Genomic DNA, 26913 nt, shown 5'->3' on the forward strand with positions numbered 1-26913 from the left:
CCTCTCGTTTCCCCTCGCTGCCCATCAACCCTTGATGTTGAACAGGGTGGGCAGAATTGTTGTGATTGAAGGCACGGCGACCAGTATGAGCAGGCCGATCACCAGAACGCTCAAATACCAAAGCAGTATGCGGCTGGTGGCCTCCACCCTGGCGCCCGTGATCTTGCAGGCGACGTAAAGCGCGATGCCGACCGGCGGAAGAACGACACCAATACCGAATGCCTCAGCCATCACGATACCGTAGTGCAGCGGATCGATATGAAGCGACACCGCAACGGGCATAAGCAACGGCGCCAGGATGATGATCGTGACGAAACTCTCGAGAACAGCCCCGACCAGCACGAAAATGACGATCACCGCCAGAAGAAATCCCGTCGGTCCGAAACCGCCGACGAAATCGGCGAGCGAGCTGGTAACGCCCTCTAGTGTCAGCGCCCAGGAAAAGACCGTCGCCATGCTGACCGTGAAGAAGACCATGCCGTTCAGCATCGAGGCGTTGGTCAGCGTCTGCCACAGGGTGGCCGGCGTGAACTTGCGGTAGAGGAAGCCCAGAAACAGCCCGTATATGACGGCAAAAGTCGAGACTTCCGTGGGTGTGCCGAAACCACCAATGATGCCGCCGATGAGGATGACCGGCAGGAGCAGCGGAAGAATGGCGCTGCGGCCGGTCGAGACGACCCGGCTGAAAGGCGCACGCGGCCTGGGCTTCCAGCCGAACATCGAGGCGCGGATGCGGATGAGCACCATCTGGCAAAAGGCAAGTGTCGCCGCCGGAAGCACACCGGCAACGAACAGTGCACCTGTCGATATGCCAGTTGCAGATCCAATCAGGATCAGGGCGATACTCGGGGGCACGGATTCGGACATCGCAGCCGCCGCCGCAAGCACCGCGGCCCGCTCTGGCGCCGGATACCCTTCCTCCTCGAGCTGCTTGGACATCGGAATGCCGATCATGGCCATATCGGCGGCCTTAGAGCCGGAAATGCACGAGCCTAGATAGCAGCCCACCACCATGACTTGCAGCAATCCACCACGAACATGGCCGATCAACGCAACGATCAGGTTCACGATCTTCGAGCCGATGTCGGCCTGGTCCATGATGAAGCCGGCGAAGATGAAGAATGGCAGGGCAAGCAGAATGAACCCATCCGATCCGCGCTGTGCATTCGTGACAACCGCGACCATGTCCGAGGATTCCGAGCCCAAGACACACACAATACCTGTTGTGGCAAGGACAAAGCCGATCGGGATCCCGAGGATCAGTTGCACCAGGAACATGCCGGCAAGCACGGCATATAGGGCCGGAAGATTCGCGCTGAGCGCATCCTGGCTGACAAGGAACAACGCGACCGCGATCGCCGGAATGAAGAACATGGAAATTGCGGCGGCAATGGGAAGCCGGAACAGACGGACCGCGGCATGTACGACGAAGAGCACGCATCCGATCGTGATCGGCACTGTCAGCCACGCGTAACCGATGCCGAGAACGATCGTCGTCTCTTCCAGATTGGAAAACAGCAGGGGCACGGAATAATAAGCAGTGAGCGCGGTGACCAGAATAACGGTCCACTCGACCAGAGCCGCGAGGAACGGCTTCACATGCGCCGGCATCCGATCCGACAGGAAGGTGATGGCGACGAAATTTCCGCGGCTGTAGGAAACGGCACCTCCGAGGAAGGAGATGGTCACCAGGAAAGGATGAGCCGTTTCGGCTACGCCGACCACAAGCGGGGAATTGGTATAGCTTCGCAGAATGGTGCTCGCGAAAATGAGCAGAACTTGCCCTACCAATGAGATATTCAGGACTGCGATCGCAGCCTCGTCGATCCATTGAAGCCAGCGCGGAACAGGATGCAGATCCTCAACCCCGTCAACCTCGGCCCTATAGGCCGGAGCCACCTCAACTGTCATGCATTCCTCCCTGGTGCACGCACCATTGCGAACGGGGTTTTTCGACCTGCCGTCGCCTGGTCTCCGTGTCTGGGCCTCCCGCCCGTCGAGATCATTAATGTAATGGATTACATTTCTTTGCAGGATGCGTCAAACGGAATCTATGGAACCGCAGCTGAAAAGAGGACCTCAGATTGTCCGGATATCTCATATAAACTCCCTAGATAATGCCGATTTTGGGGCTGAATGCCGGATTCATTGCTCGGCAAAGTTTTGCGGATATCTTGTCAAGGCGTCAGAGGACGACTATTAAGATCAATCATGGCGACAGAAAAAAGAAAACGATTACAGAAAAATCAAGGTGAAGCTGTCCGGGTCAGCGACGTGGCGCGACTGGCGGGATGCTCGACGGCAACAGTGTCACGAGTCCAGAATACGCCGGATCTCGTATCGGCCGAAACACGCGAGCGAGTACAGGCCGCGATCCGTGCGCTCAGCTACATGCCGAACAGTGCCGCCAGGGCCCTCCGCTCCAATCGTTCGCGCATGATCGGCATCGTCATTCCGACTCTCAACCATGCGATCTATGCCAGCCTGGTCGACGCCGCGCAGCAGCGCTTTGCCAGCGAAGGATATTCTCTTCTTGTCGCGACCTTCGACTACGACCTGGACAGGGAAAAGGAACAGACCGCTGTCCTGATAGAACGGGGCGCCGAAGGCCTTGTTCTGGTTGGAGAATGTCATCATCCTGAATTCTATCCGATGCTGGCGGCTGCCGACATTCCCTACATCAACACCTATGTGTTCAGGCCGGATGGGGCGCATCCCTGCGTCGGCATTGACAACCGACAAGCTTCCTTCGACATAGCCGAATTCCTGTACGGGCTTGGGCACCGCACATTCGGTGTCATCTGTGCATTGATGGAGGGCAACGACCGTGCGGCCACGCGCGTGGCGGGCGTCAGGGAAGCGCTTGCCCGTCACGGAATCGAACTCGATCCGTCCGCTATTATCGAGCGCCCCTACAGCATTCCAAGCGGTCGGGAAGCCTTGCGCGTGCTGCAGGCGCTGATCCCGCGGCCGACGGCGATCATCTGCGGCAACGACATTCTTGCTTTCGGTGCGCTTATCGAATGTCATGAGATGGGCCTTGCAGTGCCGAATGACATCTCGATCGTTGGTTTTGACAATCTCGACTTCACCGCCCACATCAGCCCCCCCCTGACGACCATGGACGTGCCGGCCAAGGAAATGGGAGACGGCGCCGCGCGGTTCCTGCTCGATACGCTCAAGGGTCGCACGACGATGCGCAAGATACGACTGGAACCCCAGTTGATCGCAAGGCGAACGACCGCTCCCGTTCCCGGACTTATTTTCCCGGTCGATTTGCGCAAAGCCGTGGACTGACATCTTCCGACCCTAACCTTTGTCACGCATCACGAAGCATTCCTCCCCGGTGCCCATTGCCTCAGTGGCAGCAATCGGAGGACTGCAACGAGCGTTCGATTGCATTCATCCAGATCGCGACAGCTGTGGCCCCACCATCGGGAAATCCGAGCGCGCGTTCGCCGAGATAGCTCGCGCGACCGACCCGGGGAGTGAGATTTGCACTCTGCTCCGCGCCTTTGGTGGAAGCCGACGCCGCGGCGGCAAATGCCGCTACCGGCGAGTGCGGGGCAGATGCGGCGTTAGCCCAAGCATCCAGTGCCGGATAGAGGGCATCCAACATAGTTCGATCGCCGCGTTTTGCTCCTCCGAGATCCGAAATGGCCTGGATCGCAGCCGCAAAGGCTTTCAGCCAATCGATCTCTTCTGGATCATCTATCCCCTGCAGATGGGTTGCGGCACGCACCAGGCCTGTCGCGTAGAACGGACCGGAACTGCCGGCGATGGCGCGGCGCACCGACGTTCCAAGATCGGCCAAGAAGCGCGACGGCGTCGCATAGCTTGCGTCGGCAAGCTCCCTGATGGCCGCCGCGCCGCGAACCATGCTTGCGCCGAGATCACCATCGCCGGCCTTTCCGTCGAGATCGCTGAGCTCGGCTTCTGCCTGCTCCAGTGCATCGGCGATGGACCGGGCGGCCGTGCGCAATTTGTCGGATAGCGGACCATCCTGCGCATCGATTTGCGAGACAGCTTCCACGGCCTCGCCTTCAGCCACTGCAAAGGGATAGCGGATCAGGCCATTTCCGGCCCAGCCGGCAGCATCCACTTGGGCGTCGAGCAACTCAAGCCGTTCCTTGTCCACCGGCAACAACGAAAGGGAGAAACCCGGCATTTCCAAAGCGGTCATAAAATTGCCGCACCAGGCTCGCTCGACCTTCAATCCCCGCTGCGTCAGATTGAAAAGGCTGTGGCGCAGGGCAATTGCAAGCTCCATCTGCGGCGTCGCGCCAAGGCCGTTGACGAGGACCGCAACATTGGACGGCGAGGCCTCGCCGAAATCCGACAGGATAGTGCTGAGCACGTCGTCGACAATCTCATCGGCCGGTTTCATTGCCATTCGCTCGACACCCTTTTCTCCATGGATGCCCAGTCCGTATTCGATTTCGTTTTCCCCGAGGCTGAAACCGGCATGACCGACAGCAGGAACGATGCAGGTGCCAAGCCCGACGCCCATCGAGCGAACCTCGGAAGCTGCCTGTCGTGCAATGCGCGCTACATCCGAAAGAGGCAGTCGCGCGTCGGCTGCCGCGCCGGCCAGTTTATGGACGAACACCGTACCGGCAATACCGCGGCGCCTCTCTACTGAAACGGTGTTGCGCAGCGATACGTCGTCGGCAACCAGAACCATCTCGGTCGGGATGCCCTCCGACGTGGCGATCTCGGCCGCAAGCCCGAAATTGAGCCGATCGCCGGTATAGTTCTTCACGATAAGCAGAGCGCCAGCACGGCCTGAAACAGCGCGGATGGCCGCAAGCACCGCATCGACGCTCGGAGAAGTGAATACGTCGCCGACCACAGCCGCCGTCAGCATCCCAGCACCCACATAGCCTGCGTGTGCAGGCTCATGCCCGGCACCACCGCCAGAAATGACGGCGACCTTCCTGTTGAGCTTGCCCGGAAGATCGTTGCGGATGACAACATTCTCGTCACACAAGATGGCAAGCCCCTGCGACATCGCAACCACGCCTTCGAGCATTTCCCGAACGACAAATTTGGGATCGTTTATAAGTTTCTTCATCGTCAATTTCCCGAACTGTTTGGAAATGATTCCTGTGAATGGGCTCACGCAGCGGCTTTGAGAATCCGCCGGACATCCTCTGCATTCAGGTTTTGTCTCTCGCCGAGAGGCAACTGATGCGCCTTTTCCAGATGTTCGATGATGTGCTCCACATCAAAGGCAATATTCGGCAATTCGCTCAGACGTACAGGGCAGCCCATGCGGCTGAAGAATTGCTCCGTGAAAGCGATCGCTTCCATGGCAACTGCACGGTCGTCACTCCCTTCGAGCTTCCACACGTTCCGGCCGAAGCGGGCTAGCATTGCGAGCTTGAGCTCCAGCTGGTCGCGCAACAGATGCGACATGACGAGCGACAGCGTCCGCGCATGATCGATGCCGTAGAGCGCCGTGAGTGAGTGGCCGATCATATGGGTCGACCAATCCTGTTGTGCGCCAGCGCCGATAAGCCCGTTCAACGCCTGATTGGCCGCCCACATGACCGTGTCGCGCACTTCATCCGTCGGCTCATCGATGAGTTTCGGCCCGGCCTCGAACAGGACAGTCAGCAGGGTTTCACTGAAGCCATATTGGATCGGGAGATTGGCCGGCTGCGTCAGATATTGCTCAAGCACATGGGTCACCGCGTCGACGACGCCATTCTCCAACTGCCGCCGGGACAGGGATTTCATTGTCGAGGGATCGAGGACGGCAAATTTCGGACGGGCCTTTTCAATCGCAAAAGGCAGTTTCAGGCCGCGGGTCCGACGCGACATGACGGACACGGGATTGCTTTCGGAGCCGGTTGCCGGCAGCGTCAGAACAGCGCCGTTCGGCAGCGGATCCGGCAAGGCGGCACCTGATACGAGCAGATCCCATGCGTCCCCGGACTTGACGGGAATTATGGCGGCCAGAAACTTCGCAGCGTCGATAACGGAGCCGCCGCCGACGCCGAGAACGAACGTCGCTTTTTCATGCTGCGCGAGCCTCGCGGCCTCAAGGATGGTATCGTACTCAGGGTTGGGCTCGATGCCGCCAAACGGAATGACGTGCCGGTCTCCCAGTGCGCGCATGACCTGATCATAGACTCCGTTTGACTTGATGCTTCCTCCACCGAAAAGGAGCAGGACCCTTTCGTTTCGGCTCAGCAGATGATCGAGATCGGCAATCTTACCCTGGCCGAACACGATCCTCGTGGTGTTTTGCAGGTCAAAGTTTAAGGGCATGGCATCCTCCCGTCGAAGCGTCGGAAACCGTCTGGCGTTTCAGCGGCAGCCGGCTTCCTTCGCTCGCAGCTTTAGACATTCATCCTGTTGCCTGGCGTCACACCGTGAAGGTGATCTCAAGCGGGCCGTAGCCTTCGAAGGCTACGGAAACGGTGTCGCCGGGTTTGGCGAATTTCAATCCAGTATAGGTGCCTGTCGTGATGATCGTTCCCTGAGGCACATAATCAGGACGGTGCTTCGACCGGAAAAACGCCAAAGCCGGCAGTCGGGAGTCGACCGCGGAATGGCCGCCCACGGTCTCCGACAAGACCTCTCCCGAACTGGAAAGCTTGATCGGAAGTTTGGTGAAATCGGTTGCTTTGCTATTGGGCCACGGGTCGCCGTAAACGAGCGCGCCGTTGGACATGAAATCCGCGTTGCGATCCATGGGCGGTGCGTCCGTGTAGCTGACGAACCGCGTATCCACCACTTCTATCGTCGGCACGACGGTCGTCATCTCATCGAACTGCTCGAGCGTCAGCGTTCGGTGAGAGGGCTCCAAGTCGACGTTCAAGCGGTAGGCAATCTCCCCTTCCACGCCCAGCAGCGGAACAGCCGAGGCAGGCAGCTTCGCAGGGTGCGCGAGTAAGCGGGACGCCAGGATTCCGCCCCACATCACGGTCTCAGGATCGGTGCCGGCAACCTTATAGGCGACAATCTTCTCGCCCAGGATCTTTGCCGTTTCATTCTGGATGGCGGCCGCATCGGCAAAGGTGGTTGGCCTCGCATCCGCCGGCAACTCCTTCAGGGATAGGCCTTGAAGACGCGCCTTCGCCAGAAGGTTCGCCGCGTTATGAATGTATTTCTCTTGCATGATATTCCTCCTCAGTAGGCTTTCGTCGATTGCTGTACGAGCAATTTGCGAGCACCCGCAAGAAGAACCTGATTGATCCATGCGAGATTCATGAAGTCTTCGCGGACAGGCTTTCCTGCCTGACGGATGCGCTGGGTCGTCTCCTCAACGATGCGCTTCACCTCGGGATGATTTGGCTCGCCGGGATATCCAAGCGATTGGGCGAGATCGTTGAGACCGAAACTGAAATAATCGACGCCAGGTAGCGCCGCAATGGCTTCTGCTGCTTCGAGCCCTTCGGTGCTCTCGATCATGATGCCGACCGAGACATTTTCATTGCAGGCGGCAAGATGGCCGGGCAGATCGTCGATCTCGGTAAAGAACGGCCGGCCACCACCGAACGAGCGGCTGCCCTGCGGCGAAAAATAGACCGCGTCAAGCGCTTCCTTGGCATCGGCCACCGAGTCTACATGCGGAATAATGATGCCGCGTACGCCTCGATCGAGGAACCGCGTGATGGTTGCCGCAGACCGATCTGGAACGCGGGCAATTGGAACCATGTCATATCGTTCGGCTGCGATGCACGCCGTCTCAAGGTCCCTCGTATCGAAGGAGCCATGTTCGCCGTCCAGATAGACGAAATCGAGATCCAGCAAGGAGAGAACCTCGATGATGGTCGGTGCAGGGAAGGTAAGATGAATGCCCCGAATATTTTCCCGCGTTGCGGCCGCCTGTTTGACGATATTGCGGCTTTGCTTCGTTGCGATCTTATCCATTGCGGTGCCCTTTGATTGAAGGAATTTCCATATTATTTCGTAGCGGTCAGGAGGCGGATCGGCGCTCCGTCCAGAAAGGCGAGAACATTTTCGATCGACTGCTTGTAGAAGACGTCGAAATTTTCGCGCACGCAGTAGCCGAGATGCGGCGACAGAACGGTGTTCTTGGAGCTGCGCAAAGGATGATCGGCCGCCAGGGGCTCCTGGTTGTAGACATCAAGAGCGGCAACGACCTTGTCTGCCGCAAGCGCGGCCAGTAGCGACGGCTCGTCGATGAGGGGGCCACGCGATGTGTTGACCACCACGACGCCTGGTTTCATCAGCGAGAACTCACGCGCTCCGATGATGCCGATCGTCTGCGGCGCAAGGACCATATGGATGCTGATGAAGTCGGCGCGCGCGACAAGCTCGTCCTTTGTCGCATAAGCCACTCCGGCGGCTTCAGCGCGCTCTGCCGTCAGGTTCGGGCTCCAGGCCAGCACGTTCATCCCGAGCGCTTTCGCATAGGATGCAACGAGGGCTCCAAGCCGTCCAAGCCCGATCAGGCCAAGCGTTTTTCCACGCAGAACAAAGCCCGGAGCCACGCCGCTCTGGAAGCCTCCCGCCCGGATCGCCGCGTCACCTGCCGGTACGCGACGCGCAGCCGAAAGCATCAAGCAAAGCGCCAGCTCCGCCGTTGCCTCACCGCCCTCGCCTGCTTCGGTGCGCGTCACGGTGATGCCCCGCTCGGCCATGGCATTCAAATCCACCGAGAGGTTGCGCATGCCCGTCACGCTCAGCATCCGAAGCTTCGGCAATCTCGCGATCAGGCTTGCCGGAAAGGGTGTCCGCTCGCGCATCGTCATCACGATGTCGAAATCCTGCAAACGCCTGACGACGGCATCCTCCCCTGAGAGGGAATCTTCGAAGAAGCTCACATCCGCGCGGGCAGACAAGGGCTTCCAATCCGCACTGGTACGGGCGACGCCCTGCCAGTCATCGATCACTGCGACTTTCGTCATTCCATTTCTCCTGCTGAAACCCTTTGCATCAGCCCAGTTCCTTGACAGCCAGATCGATAATATCCTTGCCGATGGAAGCCTCGAACTGCTGGTAGACAGGCTGGGTCGCCTTTACGAACAGCGCGCGATTTTCCGGGGTGATATCGTTGATCTGCATGAGGGTTTTGAGTTTCTCGGCGGCCGCGGCTGTTGTCTGCGGCTGAGCCTGCCATTCCCAATCCATCGACTTCTTCATCGCGGCCTGCAGAATGCCCTGCTCTTCTTTCCCGAAGCCGTCCCACAGTCCCTTGTTCATCGATACGACGAAGAAATCGGTGACATGGCTTGTGAGGGAGACGTATTTGCTCACCTCGTAGAGCTTGACATCGATCAGGTCAGGAATGGGATATTCCAGTCCATCAACGACCTTCTGCTGCATGGCAAGGTAGATTTCAGCGGAATCGAGCGCGACGGGATTGGCACCCATGGCGCGGAAGGCCTGGAGGTACACCTGGCTTGAGATAACCCGAAACTTCAGGCCGGCAACATCGGCGGGCGTATTGATCGGGTGCACGTTGTTGACCATATGGCGCGCGCCCATCAGCCACGAGCCAAGGATCTTGAACCCGGCCGCTTCCGACAGTTCCTCCATCTTCGCGCCGAAGGCGCCGTCGAACGATGATCTCAATTTGTCCGGGGAGGAGATAAGGAACGGCAAGGTGAACACATCCATCTGCCGGATGAAATTGGAATACCAGGCGGGCGTGGCATTGCTCATCGACAGGGTGCCGAGCTGCACGGCCGTCAGCATTTCCTTGATGCTACCCAGCTGAGAGTTCGGGAATGTCTCTATCTTGATCTTGTTCGATGAAAGCGTCGCGACCTCCTCCGCGAACATCATCATCGCCTTGTGGTAGTTCGAACTGGTGGGCTGCGGATTGCCGAAGCGCAGGGTGCGAGCCCGCTGCGCAAGGGCAGGCGTCGCCAGGCCCGTGACCGCGACAGTGGCCGCAGCACCGGCCGCCGCCGAAAGCTTGAGGAATTCACGACGGCTGCGGGTTGCTGTGCCGAGGTCGATGCTGGATTTTTTCATTATACCCTCCCGGTATGATTAAGCTTAGGCGTTTCAATGAGATGCTGCATTTCAGTGCATGCCGAATACCGTCGGCAGCCATGTGGTGATCTGCGGAAAGAGGATGACGACCACGACGCCCAGGATGAGGAAGGCGTTGTAGTACATGCTCGAACGCATCGTCGCATTGATGGGGGCTTCACCGACCGTGCAGGCGATGTAGAAGCCGATACCGATCGGCGGCATCATTACGCCGATGCCCGTGGCCATGATGATGAGGATTCCAAACTGAAGCGGATCAATGCCCAGCTTGACGGCAAGCGGCAGAAGGATCGGCGCCGATATCAGAATGGCCGGAAAACCTTCAAGCACGAAGCCGATCACGATGAGAGCCGCGACGCTGACGAAGAGAAAGACCGTTGGGCTTACCGTCTGACTGAACACGCTGACCATCGTCGCGCCGAGACCATCCACCACGATTGCTTGGACCATCAAATTGGCCATGCCCACCATCAGCAGCACCATACCCGCGACAAGCGCTCCTTCCCGCAGCGCACGCCAGCAAGAAGCGAGCCCTACGCTCCGGTAGAAGAAGAGTGCTGCGACAAAGCCATATACGACAGCGAAGGAAGAGGACTCCGTCGGCGACGCGATACCACCGACAAGGCCACCAATGACGATAACGGGCACACCCAGTGCAGGCAGAGCCGGTGGCAGGCTGAACAACGCCCTTTTCAAATTGAACGGAGCACCCTTGGGCCATTCTCTTTTCCGGCCGCGAAGGACTATCGCGAGAATCAAGGCGATTGCCAGGATCGCCGCCGGCAGAAAGCCCGCAACGAAAAGTGCGCCGACCGAAAGACTGGTCACCGAGCCCAGTATCAGCATTGCAACGGACGGTGGGATGGTTTCAGCCATGGCAGCAGACGCGGCAAGCACAGCCACGAATTCCGTCGATGGATAGTTGCGCTCCCGCATCGGGGCCCTCATGACCGATCCAACGGTAGCGATATCGGCGGCCTTGGAGCCGCTGACGCCCGAAAAGACATATGTTGCGAGAACTTCGGCGATCAGCAGGCCACCCTTCCAATGCCCCACCCATTCCTGGACCATATCGATCAGCTTGCGGGCCATGCCCGTTACATCCATGAGCGCCCCGGCGGCCATGAAGAACGGGATTGCCAAAAGGACGAAGCTGCTGATGCCATACTGATAGGCGGCCGGAATCCCGACCAGCGGCGCATCGCCTGTCATGACGAAGTACAATGCACCACCGGAGGCCAGGATAAACGGGATCGGCGTGCCAGTGACGAAGGCGAAGGCCAGGAAGCCGAGGATGGGCAGGAACGGATCCAGCTCCAGCGCCCCCGAATAATAGCCGCTGCGAAGAAGCATCACCAAAGCGCCGAGCACAGCCATGATGGCAAACGCGATGGCCAGCCCAGTCCACGAAACGTCCGACAGCTTCTCGATCGTATAGATGATCGTCAGCACGAGGCCGACGCCTAGCCATATGGCGACAACCCCGAGCGACATTTGCAGAACCGGCAGAACCTGCTTGACCTGCGCGGCAAAGAAGTCGGGGAAGACGGACAGGGAAAGAAGGCAAAGCGCAATGACGATCAGAAAGCCGCAACTTCTCAGGATGTCGCGCCGAAGCCCGGTCGCCTGATCAATGATGGCCATATAGGCCATTCCGGATGCCCGCCGCATAAAGGCCGGCGCTCCGAGAAAGGTGATGATGGAAAGGAGAAGCGTGGACACATCGGCAGCCCAGGGCAAATCCTGACCGAGAATGTACCGAAGCATCGTATTGGAGAAGGTCACGACGATATTGATGATCAGCGCGACGACGACGAAAACTTCGACCGAAAGCGCCAGAGCATCGAACTGGCGGCGGAAGGAGTGCTGAGGTACGTCTAGTCCCGAGGTTTCAAGGACGGGTTCGATGACGCTGTCTTCATCGTGAGCGGCAAATCCGTTCATCGTCATGACGACACCTCCGGAGTATGCTCAAGAAGGAAATCACGGGCGCGTTCGATGGCGGCATCCCGGTATTTCGGCCCTTTCCACGGCGCCAGCACCTCCGCTTTCGTGAGACGGGCGATATCGGCTGAGACGGATACCGGGTGCATCGTGTCGTCGCCGGGCATGAGCAGCGTGGGCACGGTGGAGGTTGCTGCATATTCCCGGGTCACGCTGAAGATGAAATCGGTGGCGAACATGCGTTCACCCGCCGCCTTCAAGAGCGCTGGATCGACATCGGACCGACCTGCAACCGTCGACTCCCAGTGGGCGACCTCGCCGTCGACGGCAGCACGGTTGGTGTCGCTGAGCCCGATCGGGTTTTGCAGAATCTGAGCCGAGACTGTCCCCGGTGCCGCCTGCTCCAGAGCCAGCGCAAAGGAGACGCCGATGCAGCCTCCCATCACATGGCATCGCGTAATGCCGAGATGCTTGAGCAGTGCAAGATGATCCGCGGTGTAGGAGGACCAGCTGTAGTCCGGACCGATGCTGGCGCGAGAACTCCCGGCATTGCGGACATCGAAGCTAATAACGCGGAAATGCGGCGTGAAGACCGGAATGGGATCGCGCCAGTCCTGATCGACGCCGGGACGCGAAGGATTGGTGCGCCAGCGCTCTATCCGCGATCCCAGGAAACCCGGCGCGAACAGAAGCACCGGATATCCTTCACCGCTTTCCTCATAGAAAATCTCGCCGTCGTTTACCGAAAGTACCGGCATCGCTATCCTCCCAGATATGACAGTCATTAAGACGTCGTAAACCTGCATAGCAGCATGGGAGCAAAGAGAAAAATCGATTGTTTTTAGCCATTCCGATTGATAAAACTTATCATGGCTATCACACTCGCTCAGATACGCGCTTTCGAGCGCATCGCTCGCCTCGGCAGTTTTCATGCGGCCGCGCAGCATGTCGGCATTACGCAGCCGAGCATTTCACATCGCATCCAGGATCTCGAAGCAGTCCTCGGCACGGAGCTTTTCACCCGCAATGGCCCGAAGGTCACGCTGACGGCTGATGGCCATGCGTTGCTCGAGTATGCGGACCGGATGCTGGAGACGGCAGACGAGGCGGTGGTCCGCTTCAAGAAACGAAACCCATTGCTTGGCCTCCTGAGACTGGGCGTAAATGAAAGCTTCGCCCATGTTTGCCTCACCGATCTGATGGGTCGGTTGGAGCAGCAATATCCCAAGCTGAAGACATCGGTCACAGTTGGCGACACCGGCATGATAAGCGCGCTGCTGAACGACCATCAGCTCGATATCGCTGTCATCTCCGAACCCGGCGTGGCAAGCCATATTCAGCGGGTGCCGATCGGACGAAACGAGCTGGCGTGGATTGCGAGCAGCAAGCTCAAATTGCCGCCGGGTATTTTGACGCCCGCCGATCTGGCGCAGAACCACCTCATCGTCAGCCCGCAGACGGCACGCCTGCACACCACGATGACAAACTGGTTTTCGCTTGGCGGCAGTGCCCCTAGCCGCGTCAGCACCTGCAATAGCCTCTCGGTGACGCTTCTCATGATCAAGAGCGGCTTTGCGATTGGTCTTGTTCCTGCGCGCCTGGTCGCGGAGGAGCTTGCGCGAGGGGAATTGATAACAGTCCCGGTGAGCGTTCCCGTCGAGGCGCACCGCGTTTTTCTTTGCTATCAGATCGTGGAATTCGGGCCTGACCTGGAAGCGATCGTAAGTTTGACCAAGGAACTGATCTCCCATCATCAGTTGTTCAAATGACCGAAGGGAAATTGGCGCCACGCGCCCAAGGAGCGCGTGGCGCTTTCAGCCGATAGGCAGGGGCTTACAGGTAGGCTTGGCGCGAGCCTGTCGATGACGCCGTTTCGATCGACTCGATCATCTTGTGTCGGACAAGGGCATCGGAGAACCTCGGTACATGGGACGTTCCGTTGACGATATCCTTGTGCATTAGCGTATAGGCATGGGCGAGCGTATAGAACATATCGGTCGGAGCACAGGTATGAACCAGTTTATAGGCCTCCGGCACCACCATGTCAGCCAGTTTGCCTCCCTTGCCAGGACCGTGCTGAATTCGGAAGTCACTATATTGCAATCGGCCCTGGTTGCTGGTGATCACCAGATCTCCCTCTGTGCCATTGATCTCCCAGAGAAAATTGGCGACGGAAGATGATCCGGAGCGATAGTGAACCGAGGCGACGGCTCCATTCTGCAAAATGCCGCTGACCGCGATCTGATCGTCGATCGTTTTCGGCACCATTTCGCCCGTATCCGTTCGCTTCACCATCGGGAAACGCGTTGCCAGGGTGGCGGATATTTCGGAAAATTCCCCCAGGCACCAGCATAGACCATCAATGGTGTGACCGAACTGAACCGTCAGCATCGACACCCCGTTTTTACGATCGAGACCATAGACGAGGCGTGGATCGATCGTAGCCCCCCAGGCGCCAGCCGACCCCACCAGTGTGGTCGAAACCACGTCGCCGATGTGACCTGCTTTCACAAGATCGCGGATATAGCGTAGTGCCGGAGAAGCGCGGCCTTGCAGCCCGACGAAGCCGGTGACGTCAGCGTCCCGCGACAACGCAGCCATGGCTTCGGCATCCTGCCTGCCATTGCCGAGTGGCCATTCACAATAAACGGGCTTCCCCGCATCGAGGGCGGCCGTAACCAAATCCCGGTGATGCGGAACCTTCACCGCAACGACCACGACATCCACATCGGGATGCTTCGCCAGTTGCACCGGATTGTCGAAAAAGGCCGGTACATCAAATGTCTTTGCAGCCTTCGCAGCCGAGTCGATATTCGACGTGGAGAGCGCCGCAATCTCGTAACCGGTTATAGCCTTCAGTGCCGGAACATGCGCTCTCGCAGCCCAGGATTCAGCGGAGCTCAAACCGATAATGCCGAGCCGGATTGTTCTATCTACCATTTTTCCCTCTTCACACGCAGTTGCTGCTCAGTCGAGGCGGGGTCACCATTCCCCGATGTGCTCGTCGGATTGGGACGGTGGCTTCGATAGGAGGCTGAGCTGGATAGCCGCATTCGCGCGTATAAAATTCTGCCTATAGGCCAGACTGTATCGAAGACTTGGGCCGCAGAAAAATCGATTATTTTGCCCCATTGCGATAGATAAATCTCATCATTCTGCAACGATTGAGATGGCTCCCGGCAGCAAAACTGCAGCTTTGCTCACTGTGACAGTAACAGATGTCAGTGCCGCGATCACCTCTTTACAACTAACATGTTAGCGTGTTACGCCTTCAGTGAACCGCGGGGAGGATTTTAATTGACGAAGAAATTTGGGCTCTCAGTCGCTCTTGCGACGCCATTTGATTCGACTGGCGCGATCGCAGTCGACGCGATGATCGAACAGGCAAAGCGTAGCCTCTCGGCAGGCTGCGCCAGCGTAACGCTTTTCGGAACGACCGGTGAAGGTTCTTCTATCGGAACGCATGAGCGTGAGCTTGTCCTGTCGGCATTTCTAGATGCCGGAATCGCGGCCAACCAGATCGTAGTCGGCGTTCTGGTCGATGCTGCAGAGGATGCGGCCGCGCAGGCGGGATATGCGCTTGCCAAGGGTGTTCGTAATATCCTGCTTGCGCCCCCTTCCTATTTCAAGAATGTCAGCGACAACGGCCTTTTCGATTGGTTCGGCGCGGTATTTTCGAAGCTCGGCGACACCGCCCGCGATGTCATCGTCTACAACATTCCGTCGGTGACGATGGTGGCGCTCTCGGTCCCGCTGATCGGCCGGCTTCGCAAGGCTTTTCCGGCTGTGGTCGGCGTCAAGGATTCCTCGGGCGACTGGCCGTACACCGAATCTCTGCTGAAAGCGCATGGGGATCTGATCATCCTGATCGGTGACGAGCGGCATCTGGCCAAGGGCGTGCAGCTCGGGGGCCAGGGCGCGATCTCGGGCATGGCAAATTTCCTGCCGCGCGAAGTCAAGGCCATGGCCGAGCACGGATATGAGGATAGCCGCATTGCGGACTTCGTGGTCGAACTCCTGAAGCATCCGGTCACACCGGCGGTAAAAGTCATGGTGGCAAGATCGACCGGCGATCAGATGTGGCTTGCGGTTCGTCCTCCGCTCGTTTCAATATCCGGCGAAGGGCAAAAGCAGCTGGCCGACGCTTTCGAGTCGCTATTCCGGTCGAAGGCGGCGTGAGATTTGGCTGTGCGCGAAGGAGACGCAATGGAGGAAACCGGGGAACAGACGACGCTGAGGGAGAAGGCTTACGAGAGCTTTACCCGCCACCTGCTGGCGCGCGATGTCCGTCCCGGTCAATTCATTTCACAGCGCCGCCTTGTCGAATTGACGGGGCTGACGCTCGGCGCGATCCGTGAGCTCATCCCCCGCCTTGAGGCTGAGGGGCTGATCAAAACGGTCCCGCAACGCGGGCTTCAAATCGCGCATATCGATCTCAACCTCATTCGTGAGGCCTTCCAGTTCCGCGTCGTCCTGGAAAAGGAAGCGGTCGCCGTTTTCACCCGGAAGGCGTCCGACGACGACATCGCGCGGCTCATGAAGCAGCATCGCGATATTGTCGACGCCATCGACAATGGAGACGGCTCCCACGAGCTTGAACTCCACGCACAGTCGGTCGATTGGGGCATGCATGACGCCTTTATCGATGCGCTCGGCAATACGATCATTTCGAATGCCTATCGCGTCAATTCGATCAAGATGCGCCTGATCAGCCAGGAACGCTTTCGTATCGACGGACGCGTCGGGCCGGTCATGGGAGAACATTTGAAGGTTCTGCAGGCGATCGAACGGCGATCTGCGGAGGACGCCGTCAACAATCTGGTGGCCCATATCCATCACGCAAGGGATCGGGCGCTAGCGATATAGAAGACAACAGCTCGGAGTAAGGAGAATTCCGAGCGCCAAGGAGGAAAAATAACATGCCGACATCATTCATGAATCCGACACGCCGCGGCTTTCTCGCCGGCACGGCCGCCGTCGGCGCTGCAGGTCTTCTGGGCGTTCGCCCGGCATCGGCTGCGGTGGATTGGAAGCGCTTTTCCGGCACGACGCTGGAAGTGAACCTGATCAAGAGCCCGCGCAGCGAGACCATTCTCAAATATCTGAGCGAATTCGAGGCGCTGACTGGCATCAAGGTCAATGCCGAGGCAACGCCGGAGCAGCAGCAGCGCCAGAAGACGACGATCGAGCTCAGCTCCGGAAAGCCGAGCTTCGACGTCGTTCACCTGAGCTACCACGTCCAGAAGCGTCAGTTCGAAAAGGGCGGTTGGCTTGCCGACATCAGCGGCTTCATGAAGGATCCGTCGCTGACCGATCCGTCACTGACGGAAAGCGATTTCGCCGAAGCCGGCCTGAAATTCGCCAAGGATTCCAATGGCGTCATGCGGTCCTTCCCCTTCTCGGTGGACTACTGGATCATCTACTGGAACAAGAACCTCTTCGAGAAGAAGGGCCTGAAATATCCGGAAACCTTCGACGATATGGTCAAGGCCGCCGAAGCCCTGACCGACAAGTCCACCAACACCTACGGCTTCGTCGCCCGCGGCCTGAAGAACGCCAACACGCCCGTGTGGACCACCTTCATGCTCGGCTACGGCGCAACCCCGCTCGGAGCCGACGGCAAGCTGCAGACGACCTCGCAGGGCGCGCTCGACGCCGCCAATCTCTACCAGCGCCTGATGACGAAGTCGGCGCCTCCCGGCGTTTCCGGCTTCAACTGGGCTGAATCGCAATCGGCTTTCCTGCAGGGCAAGATCGGCATGTGGCTGGATGGCGTCGGCTTTGCACCGCCGATCGAAGACCCGGAAAAGTCCCGCGTCGTCGGACAGGTCGGCTACGGCATCATGCCGAAGGGACCGAACGCGCAGGCGGCAGCCACGACCGGCGACGGCATTGGCGTAACGGCCGCCAGCCAGAAGAAGGAAGCTGCCTATCTCTTCTGCCAGTGGGTGATTTCGCACGACATGGGCGCACGCCTGCTGCAGGCTGGCGCCGGCGTTCCGTTCCGCCAGTCCGTGCTTGAGGATCAGGCCGTCCGCAAGGGCGTCAAGATGCCGAGCGCTTGGGTGGATGCCGTTGTCGGCTCCGGCAAGGTCTCGCAGCTCGCCCTGCCCGTCATCATCCCGGTCACCGAGTTCCGCGACATCTACGGCGTGGCGCTAACCAACATGATCGGCGGCAGCGATCCCGCAAGCGAACTCAAGACCGCCACGGCGCAATTCGAGCCCGTTCTTGCACGAAGCGAGCAGGGTTGATGGCCTCCGTGAGCATCGAAAATACGGCAGCCGAGAAGGCGACGGGCAACAGGAGCAAGCCGAACAGGCTTGCTCCGAACTACTGGCCGTTCGTCATCCCGGCACTGATCGTCATTGCCGCCGTCATCGTCTTTCCCTGGGCGTTCACGCTCTGGATGAGCGTCAACCGCTGGACGCTCGGTCAATCGCAAAGCTTTGTCGGCTTTGACAATTACCTTCGTCTGGCGACGGATACCCGTTTCTGGGAAGCGCTTTGGCACACGGTGACCTACACCTTCCTGTCGGTGGTGGCGCCGCTCTTCTTCGGCACATTGGCAGCCCTGATTTTCGATGCGAACTTTCCGCTGCGGGGTTTTCTTCGCGGCGTCTTCGTCATGCCGATGATGGCAACGCCTGTTGCGGTCGCGCTGGTCTGGACCATGATGTTCCACCCGCAGCTCGGCGTGCTCAACTATCTTCTGTCGCTAGTCGGTATCGGTCCTCAAGAGTGGATCTACAACCAGTTCAGCGTCATTCCCTCGCTGGTGCTGGTCGAGACGTGGCAGTGGACGCCGCTGATCATGCTGATCGTTCTCGGCGGGCTCGCCTCCGTACCGCGGGAACCCTATGAAAGTGCCGAGATCGACGGCGCCAACGCCTGGCAGAAATTTCGCTATCTGACCTTGCCGATGATCGCCCCCTTCCTGATGATTGCCGTCATCATCCGCAGCATCGATGCCATCAAGAGCTTCGACATCATCTACGCCATGACCCAGGGTGGGCCGGGAACGGCCTCGGAAACGATCAACATCTATCTCTATAACACCGCCTTCTCCTATTACGACATCGGCTACGGCTCGGCCATGGCGGTGGTGTTCTTCATCGTCGTCGTCGCGCTGTCCTTCGTGCTTCTCATGGTGCGGCAACGCACCCGATGGACGGATGTGGAGGGGAAATGATCATGAAACAGAAGACACTCAATCGCATCGGCCTGTTCTTCGTGGCACTGGTCATGGTTTCGCCGGTCATCCTCTTCTTCCTCTGGATGATCTCGCTGTCGCTGAAATATGAGATCGACAATGGCGCCTATCCGCCGATCTTCATTCCGGATCGCTTCGCCTGGACGAACTATGTGAAGGTGTTCGAGGAGAACAATTTCTTCCTCTATTTCTGGAATTCCATTCTTGTCACGGGTGCCGCTACCCTGCTTGCTCTCGTCATCGGCGTGCCTGCCGGCTATGGCATTGCGCGGCTGAAGGCTGAGCGATCGGCTATCGTCATCATGATCGCGCGCATGACGCCCGGCCTTTCTTTCCTCATCCCGCTGTTCCTGCTGTTCCAATGGCTGAACCTGCTCGGCACGCTCTGGCCGCAGATCATCATCCATCTCGTGGTGACGGTTCCGATCGTCGTCTGGATCATGATCGGCTATTTCGAGACGACGCCGATGGAATTGGAGGAAGCCGCCAGCATTGACGGCGCCACACCCTGGCAAGTGTTTCGTCTCGTCGCCCTGCCGATCGCAAGGCCCGGCATCGTCGTCGCCTTCATTCTCTCGGTGATCTTCTCCTGGAACAACTTCGTCTTCGGCATCGTGCTCGCCAGCCGTGAGACCAGAACCCTGCCGGTCGCGGTCTACAACATGCTCTCCTTCGAGCAGGTGAGCTGGGGGCCGCTTGCGGCCGCAGCGTTGATCGTGACGCTGCCTGTTCTTGTGCTGACGATGTTCGCACAGAAGCAGATCGTTGCCGGACTGACCGCAGGCGCCGTCAAGGGCGGATGACCGCCTTCTCTTTCAAGATTTCAGACAGGAAGCAACAATGGCACCCGTCAACATTCAAAACGTCCAGAAGCGCTTCGGCGCAGTCAAGGTCATCCACGATATCAGCGTCGACATCGGCGACGGCGAATTCGTCGTTCTCGTCGGCCCCTCCGGCTGCGGCAAGTCCACTCTGCTGCGCATGATCGCGGGTCTCGAAGAGGTCAGCGACGGCCAGATCCGCATCGGCAGCCGTGAAGTCAGCAACCTGCCGGCCCGCGACCGCGACATCGCCATGGTCTTCCAGAACTATGGGCTCTATCCGCATATGACTGTTGCCGACAACATGGGCTTTGCCCTGAAGCTGAGAAAGGCCGATGCCAGCGAGACTGCCGGCCGCGTCCAAAAGGCTGCCGCCATTCTCGGCCTTGAAAAGCTGCTCGACCGCTATCCGCGCCAGCTATCGGGCGGTCAGCGTCAGCGCGTGGCGATGGGCCGCGCGCTGGTGCGCGATCCCAAGGTCTTTCTTTTCGACGAACCGCTGTCGAACCTCGATGCGAAACTCCGCGTGCAGATGCGCGGCGAAATCAAGGCCATGCATCAGCGCGTCGGCACCACAACGATCTATGTCACCCACGACCAGGTCGAGGCCATGACCATGGCGGACAAAATCGTCGTGCTGCATGACGGCTTGATCGAACAGGTGGGCGCTCCGCTCGATCTCTACGACCGGCCGGCCAATCTCTTCGTGGCCGGCTTTATCGGCTCGCCTTCGATGAACTTCATCGATGGCAGGATCGAGGAAGGCTCGTTCCGCAGCGACAAGGGCCTTATCCTGCCGTTGCCGCAGGGCTTGGATCTCCAGCATCTGGGCGGCAAGCCAATCGTCTACGGCATCCGTCCGGAGCACATCCGCGCGGCGGAGGGCGGCATAGAGGGTAAAGCCGCGATGGTCGAGGGCACCGGATCGGAAATCTTCGTGAAGATCGATTGCGGCGGCGAGCAGATCTCCTGCCTTTTCCGCGAGCGGCTCCAGATCCGCTTCGGTGACATGCTCGGATTTGCGATCGATCCAGCCTCCGTGCATCTCTTCGACAAAGCGACGGGCAGGCGTCTTTGAACTCCGGCGCTGGTTTCGACTTGAAGGTGCCTCCACGTCACGTCCTCTGCGTAGGCGCCGCCGTCCTCGATACGCTGTTTCGTGTGCGCTCGATGCCTTCAGGCCAGGGCAAGGTTTTGCCCTACGACATGTTGCAGGTCGCCGAGGGCATGGCATCGAGCGCTGCCTATGCAGTTGCCCGTCTCGGCGGCAGGGCCAGCCTATGGGGCGCCGTCGGCGACGACGAAACCGGTGCACGAATTATCGCCGAACTCAGCCGCGATGGGATCGACACGACAGGCGTGGTGAAGGTCGAGGGCGCCAGATCGGCGGTTTCGACCATTCTGATCGACGATCTCGGCGAGCGACTGATCGTGCCGTTCTACGATCCGCTCCTGCATCAGACGACAAGGGCGATCGGCGCAGAAGACGTCGCGGCGTTCGACGCCGTGCTGGTCGATGTCCGCTGGCCGAAGCTTGCACTGGCAACGCTGGTTGCTGCGAGAGAGGCTGGAAAGCCTGCCATTCTCGATGGCGACGTCGCAGCCGATGGCGTCATCGAAATGCTGGCCCCGGCGGCGACCCATATCGTGTTTTCACAGCCGGCTGCCGAACGTCTGGCCGGAACCACCGATCTCATAGCAACCGTTTCCCGCCTGAAGCAGAAATTTGAACAGGCCTTCGTCTGCGTCACTGCCGGAGAACAGGGCTGCTACTGGCTCGATGAAATCGACCGGTCCGTGAAATCCATGCCGGCGATCAAAATCGAGGCTGTCGATACGCTCGCAGCAGGCGATATCTTCCACGGCGCCTTTGCGCTGGCCATAGCGGAGGGACAGCCGACAGCGGATGCGATCCGTTTCTCCTCGGTTGCAGCCGCGCTGAAATGCCAGAGCTTTGGCGGAAGGATGGGCGCGCCGACCGCCGCGGAAGTCCAGGGCGCGCTCCGTCTCAACGCCGAGGTACTGGTCAACCGGACCGCAGGCTAATCTGGCGGCCTAACCAGACCAACCGTCTGAGCGCCATTGCTCGGCCCGCTCATCGATGTCGATGCTTCCCTTCTCGCTCAGAATCCTGATCGCGGCGTCATGCAGGGGCTGAGTGGCAGCCTGCACCGTCAGAAGGAAGCCTCCGCGCCGAAGTCCTTCGGCATAGAGATTGCGTTGCTCCCTTGTGAAGAAGAAGTTCGCGATCGCGTCCATGAAGCCGACATGATCGATGGGCTCTTCTTCCTGCCGCTGGCCCGGCGTCAGGATCACGGCATCCTTTGGAATTCCCGCAGCGATCAATTCGTCGACGGCCTGCTCCGCATCGCCTTCGCTGTCAAACATCGCGCTGATCGTTTGACCTACATCGCCAAATGTTCCGACCATCTCTTGGTCCTCCATACTTGTTCAATTTTGAACAACCATCGAAGAAGCTCACAGTTCCAAGTCAGGCCTCGTCGTCGCGCTGGCGGATATCTTGGATGCGCATCTGTATCTTTCCGGCGAGTGTTGCGGACACCACTGGGATTTTCTTGAGATCACCTGCCCGACTATTCGAAATCTACTACGGCCGTTCAAAGCCGCTTTTCAAAGAAAGTGTCCGGATAAGGATCATCGTTGAAGCGGTCGATTTCCGTCCATCCGGTGCTGCGGTAGAGCCGCTGCGCTTCCGGCAACGCCTTGTTCGTATCGAGGCGAAGAACCTTGATCGAAAGTTTGCGGGCGATATCCTCGACCGTGTTCATGAGCCGTCGTGAAAGCCCAAGGCCCCTAGCAGACGGCGCGACCCATAGCCGCTTGATTTCGGCAACATCGTCCCCCGTACCCTTCAAGCCGACACAGCCGATCGGCAAGCCCTCGGATATTGCGACCAGGAAGGCGCCGCGCGGGCGGATCATATCCTCTGCCTCGGGATCGCGAGAAAGCGATACGTCGAAACCTTTTTCGAAACGGCGTCCAAGTTCCGCATAATATTCACCGAGGCAATATTTTGCAGCATCCTGCCTGGGATCCATCTCATCGATCACGATATGACTGCGCCCGAGTGCGGAGGCGACGAGATCCATGGCGCGCAAAAGTTCTTCCGGATGAGAATGGCGAGCCAGAAATGTCTCCGCCTGAGCATCTGAGAGCGCTTCGTAAGCCTCGAATTCGGAACGGCCGGTTTCGGTCAGCCTTGAAACGCGCCGGCGGGCGTCATCGGGATTCGGCACTGTTTCGATAAGGCCTTCATCTTCGAGGCTGCGCAGCAAACGGCTCATCAGCCCCGAGTCCAGCCCGAGATGATCCCGGATTGCCGCAACATCCGACTGGCCGTGCCCAATCGCGTTAAGCACCCGCGCCGCACCCAGCGGGCGTCCGCGACCGAGAAAGGATGTGTCGAGTGCGCCAACCTCTGAGGTGACGACACGATTGAAGCGACGAACGCGTGCAATAGGATTATATGACATAATATCTGACTTAAGTCAGACAAATTGTCGTGTCAAGATATCTCGGCTTGCCGGGAGACTCTCGTAGAAAGTATCAAACGCTGTTTCTGTGCAAATGAACAAGGTAAATACCGCTCGTGGATATCGACCCGCTAACCGACACCGAAAAGCAGACGCACGAACTTGCGGAGATTCTTGCGCCTCATCTTTCGGTGGTTTTCTGCGGATTGAATCCGGCCCTTACTGCGGCTCTGGACGGCCACAACTTCTCCAACCCAAACAATCGCTTTTGGCGCGTGTTGCATCTGGCCGGATTTACGCCCCGCCTGTTGCGCGCAGAGGAAGAATGGGAACTCCTGAAATATGGCTGTGGCATCACAGCTGCGGTCTCTCGTCCGACGAAGAGTGCCGGCGAGCTTAACAAGCGCGATTACCTGAACGCAGCGCCTGCACTCGAAGAGAAGATCAGAAAATACATGCCGACGAATTTCGCCTTTCTGGGGAAAGCGGCATATGCGGCTATCAGCCGCCGGACGCATATCGAGTGGGGCAGGCAACCGGAAGATTTCGGCGGCGCTTCAATCTGGGTGGTTCCGAATCCGAGCGGGCTCAACAGGGCCTTCACCCTCGCCAGCCTGACCGAATACTATCGCGAGCTGAAACTCGCGATCCACCCATTGGATACCCCCTAATCTTCGAGTGGAGGTCTGCCCGCCGGAGCTCCAACAACGGATTAAACAGATCGCTTTTTAGTTGGGCGAAGCATCATGTCCGCCCGGCGCTTTGTGACCCAGGCGGGCGACCACTTCGGTGCGGTTTTGCACCTGCAGTTTGCGCATGATGTGCTGCAGATGCATCTTCACAGTGTGCCCCGACAAATTGAGTTTGCCTGCAATCACCTTATTTGAGCAACCGGACTGCAATTCCGCCAAAACATCCGCTTCCCGAGGCGTAAAATCCGCGAACGCCAAGTAATGTGTTCGATCATCCAAGCTTTTCTCAGGTTCACTTCGCGGCTGAGCATGTTCGCTTGAGCCGTTCGTAACAGCGCCCAATAGCTGCGGACAGAATGTTCCTCCCGCAAGAACGAGGCGAAGGCCGGCAAGGGCAATATCGATGGGAAGAGAGGGCGAGAATAAACCCCGAATGCCCATCTTCAGCGCCTGACGTGCGATGATCACATCATCCGTTCCTGAGAGCAACGTGATAGGTGCCTCAGGAAAACGTGCACTAATAGCCGCAAGATCATCGCGCAGACTAGTGCTCTCTACACTTCTACCGGCCAGATCCAATGCAATTAAACGCACCTCGCATCCGAGAGCTCTATCGAGACTCTCAGTCGAGATCATATCGATAAAATTCCAGCCGGCGAGTTCGCGCTCTAGGAGCTTCACGACGGTAGTGCGCGCCAGTGTAGAATGCTCGATAACGATCACAGTTGGTGCATTGCGCCCTATCCGGCGCTTCGTTCCAGAACTGATGGACACTTGCGTGCTCCCCAGAGTATTTGCAACCCAACGGCTATACATACTATTCCTGTTCTCGCTTCATGTCATGATAAAAAATGAGTGTATTCTCAATATCAATATTGGGAGATCATGCGATAATTCTTATAGTCTATAAGAACTCGGCGAGAGATAGCTGGAGCCTAGACAGCACATTCGGACGCTTACTACGTGCAGTCCCGGAATCGACTTACCACTGCAGGCGTCCCAATCCTGGCCGAGTTCCCATACGGCAAGCACCTCAACAAAGCTTCCAAAGGCGCTGAAAAGTAACCCGATCTGTGACCAAGCGATTGGAGTGAGAACCGCCGGTTACGGCGTGCTGTCGACAGGGTCGGCGTCGTCTCCATGTCCTCGTCCGAGGCAATCGGAGGGCCAGACGGCAAAGACGGCTGACTCGAAAGCCAATAAAGCCACAAAATCCCTCATTACCCGTTATGATTACACACAAACTAAGATCCAGCGGCGGGTGAGATCAGCCGGGATTTTTTCTAAGTCGTGCGGCGCTGTGCACATCACGAGATACCGGCCAAGCGCGGTGTCTCTGGTAATCGAAACGTTGTGATTTGTGGAATTGCTTGAGGCCCCGACAGCGTGTCCGGTCTGCACACCTTGCCGGCGCACGGAGGCCACCGCCCGATGATCTATCGATCCGACATGCGGCTTGGAAAACCGCCACTGAGAATGGCTTCGCTTTGCTGGCCCCTACAGCGGTGCAAATGGGAGCCAATCCGCTAGGTGTGTATGAAGTTGAGGATATCGTCTACGAGAGCCGAATGGGCGTCCGTGATGTTGCCCTCTCCGCCGTGGCCGCCGATACCGGCCAGCTGAAGCGCATGCTGATCGTAGAGAACATGGTCGATCTGTTGGGCGTCGGCCGTCCCGCCGGCAGGAACGGCAATGTTGATCGGATGGAAATACGCGAGATTGACATCCACCATGCTTCCGGTCGCCGATCCCGATCCTCCACCGCCACCCGCATGGTTGCCGGTAAAGATCGTGCCGGATGACATGTTGAAGCCGCCGCCGTCACCGCCAACACCTGCGATCTGTACGGTGCCCTGATCGAAGATTGCATTATTTGTCTGGTGAGCCTCAGCCGAACCGCCTGCGGCGCCCACGGCGATATTGATCGGTGAGAAGATAGCCACACTCACGTCGATCATGCTGCCAATGAAATCTCCATCGCCCCCATGGCCCGCATAATTGTCACCCGTGAATGTGAGCGCTGTACCCGGGTTTGCCGACGCACCATGGGCCGCGACATTATGGTCCCCGCCCGAGCCGCCGACACCGCCAATCTGGGTTGCCCCTTGCAGGAATAGCGCATTGTTCGATTGCTCCGCGTGCGCAGTCGAGCCAGGGCCTGCAGCGACCGCCGTATTCACGGGCGCAAACAGCGCGACTTCCGAACTCACGAGTCCGCCATAAAAAAGGCCATTACCGCCAGTCCCGGCGTGGTTGGCATATTCGTCGCCGCCGATGGCGGTGTTTCCACTTCCGCCGTTCCCGCCTATCCCGGCCATTTCGGTGGGATGCTGATTGATCAGCGCGTCGTTGCCCTGGAAAGCATCCGCACCGGAGTGAGGTCCCGCAATAGCGGCATTGGACGGCATGAAGACGGCCGATGCATTGCTGCTGATCAGGCCGTCGCTTATTCCATCACCACCGCTGCCGGCTGAATTATAGGCGGGACTGGAAGCCACATCCAGGGGAAGCCAGGTCGGAACCAGTGCCAAGTGCCCCGCGGCCGAATTGGAGGCAAGGTTTTGATCGGCGCCCACTTTGGGCAGGTCTTCCAGTAGCGAACGAATTTCCGTCATTGTCGTCTCCATCCCGCGTCCGCGCTCGACCGCGCTTCCACCGAACGCACGGCGGAATGCAGCCCAATTCATTCGGCATTGTGTAACCGAACGCGGAAAAAACGGAGCCTGCAATTCGTCTATAGCTGTTTGGCTAGCTCGATAGCCATTTGGCTG

The 26913-nt window shown here is 58.6% G+C and carries 24 protein-coding genes; 10 read left to right on the forward strand and 14 right to left on the reverse strand.

The annotated features are described in order from the left end of the window. Window positions 1-24: 24 nt before the first annotated feature. Window positions 25-1911 (reverse strand): TRAP transporter large permease subunit, encoded by a 1887-nt coding sequence (locus EV561_RS17455; RefSeq protein ID WP_132523563.1) that lies wholly within the window; start codon window positions 1909-1911, stop codon window positions 25-27. 300 nt (window positions 1912-2211) lie between these two features. On the opposite strand from EV561_RS17455, the gene EV561_RS17460 reads away from it, so the two are divergent. Beyond that, the gene (locus tag EV561_RS17460) at window positions 2212-3297 is read left to right on the forward strand and encodes a LacI family DNA-binding transcriptional regulator (protein ID WP_281025734.1); all 1086 of its coding nucleotides are present in this window, start codon (window positions 2212-2214) and stop codon (window positions 3295-3297) included. Window positions 3298-3358: 61 nt separating this feature from the next. Here EV561_RS17460 and EV561_RS17465 read toward each other — a convergent pair whose 3' ends face one another. The 8 genes from EV561_RS17465 to EV561_RS17500 all read right to left on the reverse strand — a co-directional run bounded on the left by EV561_RS17465 (window position 3359) and on the right by EV561_RS17500 (window position 12680). Continuing rightward, on the reverse strand, window positions 3359-5074 hold the full coding sequence (locus tag EV561_RS17465) for a dihydroxyacetone kinase family protein (RefSeq protein WP_132523565.1): 1716 nt from the start codon (window positions 5072-5074) through the stop codon (window positions 3359-3361). Between the two features lie 44 nt (window positions 5075-5118). Next, a complete protein-coding gene (locus EV561_RS17470; protein ID WP_132523566.1) occupies window positions 5119-6276 on the reverse strand; it encodes an iron-containing alcohol dehydrogenase in 1158 nt (385 codons plus the stop codon). Window positions 6277-6373: 97 nt separating this feature from the next. Beyond that, the gene (locus tag EV561_RS17475; RefSeq protein ID WP_132523567.1) at window positions 6374-7129 is read right to left on the reverse strand and encodes a fumarylacetoacetate hydrolase family protein; all 756 of its coding nucleotides are present in this window, start codon (window positions 7127-7129) and stop codon (window positions 6374-6376) included. 11 nt (window positions 7130-7140) lie between these two features. Then, a complete protein-coding gene (locus EV561_RS17480) occupies window positions 7141-7884 on the reverse strand; it encodes an aldolase/citrate lyase family protein (RefSeq protein WP_132523568.1) in 744 nt (247 codons plus the stop codon). Between the two features lie 32 nt (window positions 7885-7916). Continuing rightward, window positions 7917-8885: a D-2-hydroxyacid dehydrogenase family protein gene (locus EV561_RS17485; protein ID WP_132523569.1), complete on the reverse strand. Its 969-nt coding sequence runs from the start codon at window positions 8883-8885 to the stop codon at window positions 7917-7919. Window positions 8886-8913: 28 nt separating this feature from the next. Then, the gene (locus EV561_RS17490) at window positions 8914-9957 is read right to left on the reverse strand and encodes a TRAP transporter substrate-binding protein (protein WP_132523570.1); all 1044 of its coding nucleotides are present in this window, start codon (window positions 9955-9957) and stop codon (window positions 8914-8916) included. A 51-nt stretch (window positions 9958-10008) separates the two neighbouring features. Next, window positions 10009-11928 (reverse strand): TRAP transporter large permease subunit, encoded by a 1920-nt coding sequence (locus EV561_RS17495; protein ID WP_132523571.1) that lies wholly within the window; start codon window positions 11926-11928, stop codon window positions 10009-10011. Further along, a complete protein-coding gene (locus EV561_RS17500; RefSeq protein ID WP_165927836.1) occupies window positions 11925-12680 on the reverse strand; it encodes an alpha/beta hydrolase in 756 nt (251 codons plus the stop codon). Before EV561_RS17500 ends, EV561_RS17495 begins: the two co-directional genes overlap by 4 nt. Window positions 12681-12791: 111 nt before the next feature. On the opposite strand from EV561_RS17500, the gene EV561_RS17505 reads away from it, so the two are divergent. Further along, window positions 12792-13691: a LysR family transcriptional regulator gene (locus EV561_RS17505; protein WP_132523573.1), complete on the forward strand. Its 900-nt coding sequence runs from the start codon at window positions 12792-12794 to the stop codon at window positions 13689-13691. A 64-nt stretch (window positions 13692-13755) separates the two neighbouring features. Here EV561_RS17505 and EV561_RS17510 read toward each other — a convergent pair whose 3' ends face one another. After that, window positions 13756-14862, reverse strand: a complete 1107-nt coding sequence (locus tag EV561_RS17510) for a Gfo/Idh/MocA family oxidoreductase (RefSeq protein ID WP_207910553.1) — start codon at window positions 14860-14862, stop codon at window positions 13756-13758. 357 nt (window positions 14863-15219) lie between these two features. On the opposite strand from EV561_RS17510, the gene EV561_RS17515 reads away from it, so the two are divergent. The 7 genes from EV561_RS17515 to EV561_RS17545 are packed head-to-tail and all read left to right on the forward strand — an operon-like array spanning window position 15220 to window position 22002. After that, window positions 15220-16101 (forward strand): dihydrodipicolinate synthase family protein, encoded by an 882-nt coding sequence (locus EV561_RS17515; RefSeq protein WP_132523574.1) that lies wholly within the window; start codon window positions 15220-15222, stop codon window positions 16099-16101. A gap of 27 nt (window positions 16102-16128) precedes the next feature. Next, window positions 16129-16788 carry a GntR family transcriptional regulator gene (locus EV561_RS17520; protein WP_132523575.1) on the forward strand — a complete coding sequence of 220 codons (660 nt, stop codon included), beginning with the start codon at window positions 16129-16131 and terminating at the stop codon, window positions 16786-16788. 53 nt (window positions 16789-16841) lie between these two features. Further along, complete coding sequence (locus EV561_RS17525; RefSeq protein ID WP_132523576.1) at window positions 16842-18176, forward strand: sugar ABC transporter substrate-binding protein; 1335 nt, start codon at window positions 16842-16844, stop codon at window positions 18174-18176. Continuing rightward, window positions 18176-19114, forward strand: a complete 939-nt coding sequence (locus EV561_RS17530) for a sugar ABC transporter permease (protein ID WP_132523577.1) — start codon at window positions 18176-18178, stop codon at window positions 19112-19114. The genes EV561_RS17525 and EV561_RS17530 overlap by 1 nt, the downstream gene beginning before the upstream one ends. 2 nt (window positions 19115-19116) lie before the next feature. Further along, the gene (locus EV561_RS17535) at window positions 19117-19938 is read left to right on the forward strand and encodes a carbohydrate ABC transporter permease (RefSeq protein WP_165927837.1); all 822 of its coding nucleotides are present in this window, start codon (window positions 19117-19119) and stop codon (window positions 19936-19938) included. Window positions 19939-19975: 37 nt separating this feature from the next. Next, the gene (gene ugpC, locus EV561_RS17540; protein WP_132523579.1) at window positions 19976-21034 is read left to right on the forward strand and encodes a sn-glycerol-3-phosphate ABC transporter ATP-binding protein UgpC; all 1059 of its coding nucleotides are present in this window, start codon (window positions 19976-19978) and stop codon (window positions 21032-21034) included. Then, a complete protein-coding gene (locus EV561_RS17545; RefSeq protein WP_132523580.1) occupies window positions 21031-22002 on the forward strand; it encodes a sugar kinase in 972 nt (323 codons plus the stop codon). Before ugpC ends, EV561_RS17545 begins: the two co-directional genes overlap by 4 nt. A gap of 9 nt (window positions 22003-22011) precedes the next feature. Here EV561_RS17545 and EV561_RS17550 read toward each other — a convergent pair whose 3' ends face one another. Both EV561_RS17550 and EV561_RS17555 read right to left on the reverse strand, forming a co-directional pair. Next, the gene (locus EV561_RS17550; protein ID WP_132523581.1) at window positions 22012-22386 is read right to left on the reverse strand and encodes a hypothetical protein; all 375 of its coding nucleotides are present in this window, start codon (window positions 22384-22386) and stop codon (window positions 22012-22014) included. Between the two features lie 188 nt (window positions 22387-22574). Continuing rightward, complete coding sequence (locus tag EV561_RS17555; RefSeq protein ID WP_132523582.1) at window positions 22575-23450, reverse strand: helix-turn-helix domain-containing GNAT family N-acetyltransferase; 876 nt, start codon at window positions 23448-23450, stop codon at window positions 22575-22577. 116 nt (window positions 23451-23566) lie between these two features. Here EV561_RS17555 and mug point away from each other — a divergent pair, with 116 nt between their 5' ends. Continuing rightward, a complete protein-coding gene (gene mug / locus EV561_RS17560) occupies window positions 23567-24121 on the forward strand; it encodes a G/U mismatch-specific DNA glycosylase (protein WP_245512708.1) in 555 nt (184 codons plus the stop codon). Window positions 24122-24178: 57 nt separating this feature from the next. Here the strand turns inward: mug and EV561_RS17565 are convergent, their stop codons facing one another. Together EV561_RS17565 and EV561_RS17570 are read right to left on the reverse strand one after the other, a co-directional pair. Continuing rightward, window positions 24179-24958, reverse strand: a complete 780-nt coding sequence (locus tag EV561_RS17565) for a response regulator transcription factor (protein ID WP_132523583.1) — start codon at window positions 24956-24958, stop codon at window positions 24179-24181. 710 nt (window positions 24959-25668) lie between these two features. Beyond that, the gene (locus tag EV561_RS17570; protein WP_132523584.1) at window positions 25669-26757 is read right to left on the reverse strand and encodes a hypothetical protein; all 1089 of its coding nucleotides are present in this window, start codon (window positions 26755-26757) and stop codon (window positions 25669-25671) included. Window positions 26758-26913 lie beyond the last annotated feature (156 nt).

Source organism: Rhizobium sp. BK376, from assembly GCF_004341625.1.
GTDB lineage: Bacteria > Pseudomonadota > Alphaproteobacteria > Rhizobiales > Rhizobiaceae > Rhizobium.

Coding starts and splice junctions, on each gene's coding strand:
- EV561_RS17455 (WP_132523563.1), bottom strand. CDS start 1,911: ATGACAGTTGAGGTGGCTCCGGCCTATAGGGCCGAGGTTGACGGGGTT.
- EV561_RS17460 (WP_281025734.1), top strand. CDS start 2,212: ATGGCGACAGAAAAAAGAAAACGATTACAGAAAAATCAAGGTGAAGCT.
- EV561_RS17465 (WP_132523565.1), bottom strand. CDS start 5,074: ATGAAGAAACTTATAAACGATCCCAAATTTGTCGTTCGGGAAATGCTC.
- EV561_RS17470 (WP_132523566.1), bottom strand. CDS start 6,276: ATGCCCTTAAACTTTGACCTGCAAAACACCACGAGGATCGTGTTCGGC.
- EV561_RS17475 (WP_132523567.1), bottom strand. CDS start 7,129: ATGCAAGAGAAATACATTCATAACGCGGCGAACCTTCTGGCGAAGGCG.
- EV561_RS17480 (WP_132523568.1), bottom strand. CDS start 7,884: ATGGATAAGATCGCAACGAAGCAAAGCCGCAATATCGTCAAACAGGCG.
- EV561_RS17485 (WP_132523569.1), bottom strand. CDS start 8,885: ATGACGAAAGTCGCAGTGATCGATGACTGGCAGGGCGTCGCCCGTACC.
- EV561_RS17490 (WP_132523570.1), bottom strand. CDS start 9,957: ATGAAAAAATCCAGCATCGACCTCGGCACAGCAACCCGCAGCCGTCGT.
- EV561_RS17495 (WP_132523571.1), bottom strand. CDS start 11,928: ATGACGATGAACGGATTTGCCGCTCACGATGAAGACAGCGTCATCGAA.
- EV561_RS17500 (WP_165927836.1), bottom strand. CDS start 12,680: ATGCCGGTACTTTCGGTAAACGACGGCGAGATTTTCTATGAGGAAAGC.
- EV561_RS17505 (WP_132523573.1), top strand. CDS start 12,792: ATGGCTATCACACTCGCTCAGATACGCGCTTTCGAGCGCATCGCTCGC.
- EV561_RS17510 (WP_207910553.1), bottom strand. CDS start 14,862: ATGGTAGATAGAACAATCCGGCTCGGCATTATCGGTTTGAGCTCCGCT.
- EV561_RS17520 (WP_132523575.1), top strand. CDS start 16,129: ATGGAGGAAACCGGGGAACAGACGACGCTGAGGGAGAAGGCTTACGAG.
- EV561_RS17525 (WP_132523576.1), top strand. CDS start 16,842: ATGCCGACATCATTCATGAATCCGACACGCCGCGGCTTTCTCGCCGGC.
- EV561_RS17530 (WP_132523577.1), top strand. CDS start 18,176: ATGGCCTCCGTGAGCATCGAAAATACGGCAGCCGAGAAGGCGACGGGC.
- EV561_RS17535 (WP_165927837.1), top strand. CDS start 19,117: ATGAAACAGAAGACACTCAATCGCATCGGCCTGTTCTTCGTGGCACTG.
- ugpC (WP_132523579.1), top strand. CDS start 19,976: ATGGCACCCGTCAACATTCAAAACGTCCAGAAGCGCTTCGGCGCAGTC.
- EV561_RS17550 (WP_132523581.1), bottom strand. CDS start 22,386: ATGGTCGGAACATTTGGCGATGTAGGTCAAACGATCAGCGCGATGTTT.
- EV561_RS17555 (WP_132523582.1), bottom strand. CDS start 23,450: ATGTCATATAATCCTATTGCACGCGTTCGTCGCTTCAATCGTGTCGTC.
- EV561_RS17565 (WP_132523583.1), bottom strand. CDS start 24,958: ATGTATAGCCGTTGGGTTGCAAATACTCTGGGGAGCACGCAAGTGTCC.
- EV561_RS17570 (WP_132523584.1), bottom strand. CDS start 26,757: ATGACGGAAATTCGTTCGCTACTGGAAGACCTGCCCAAAGTGGGCGCC.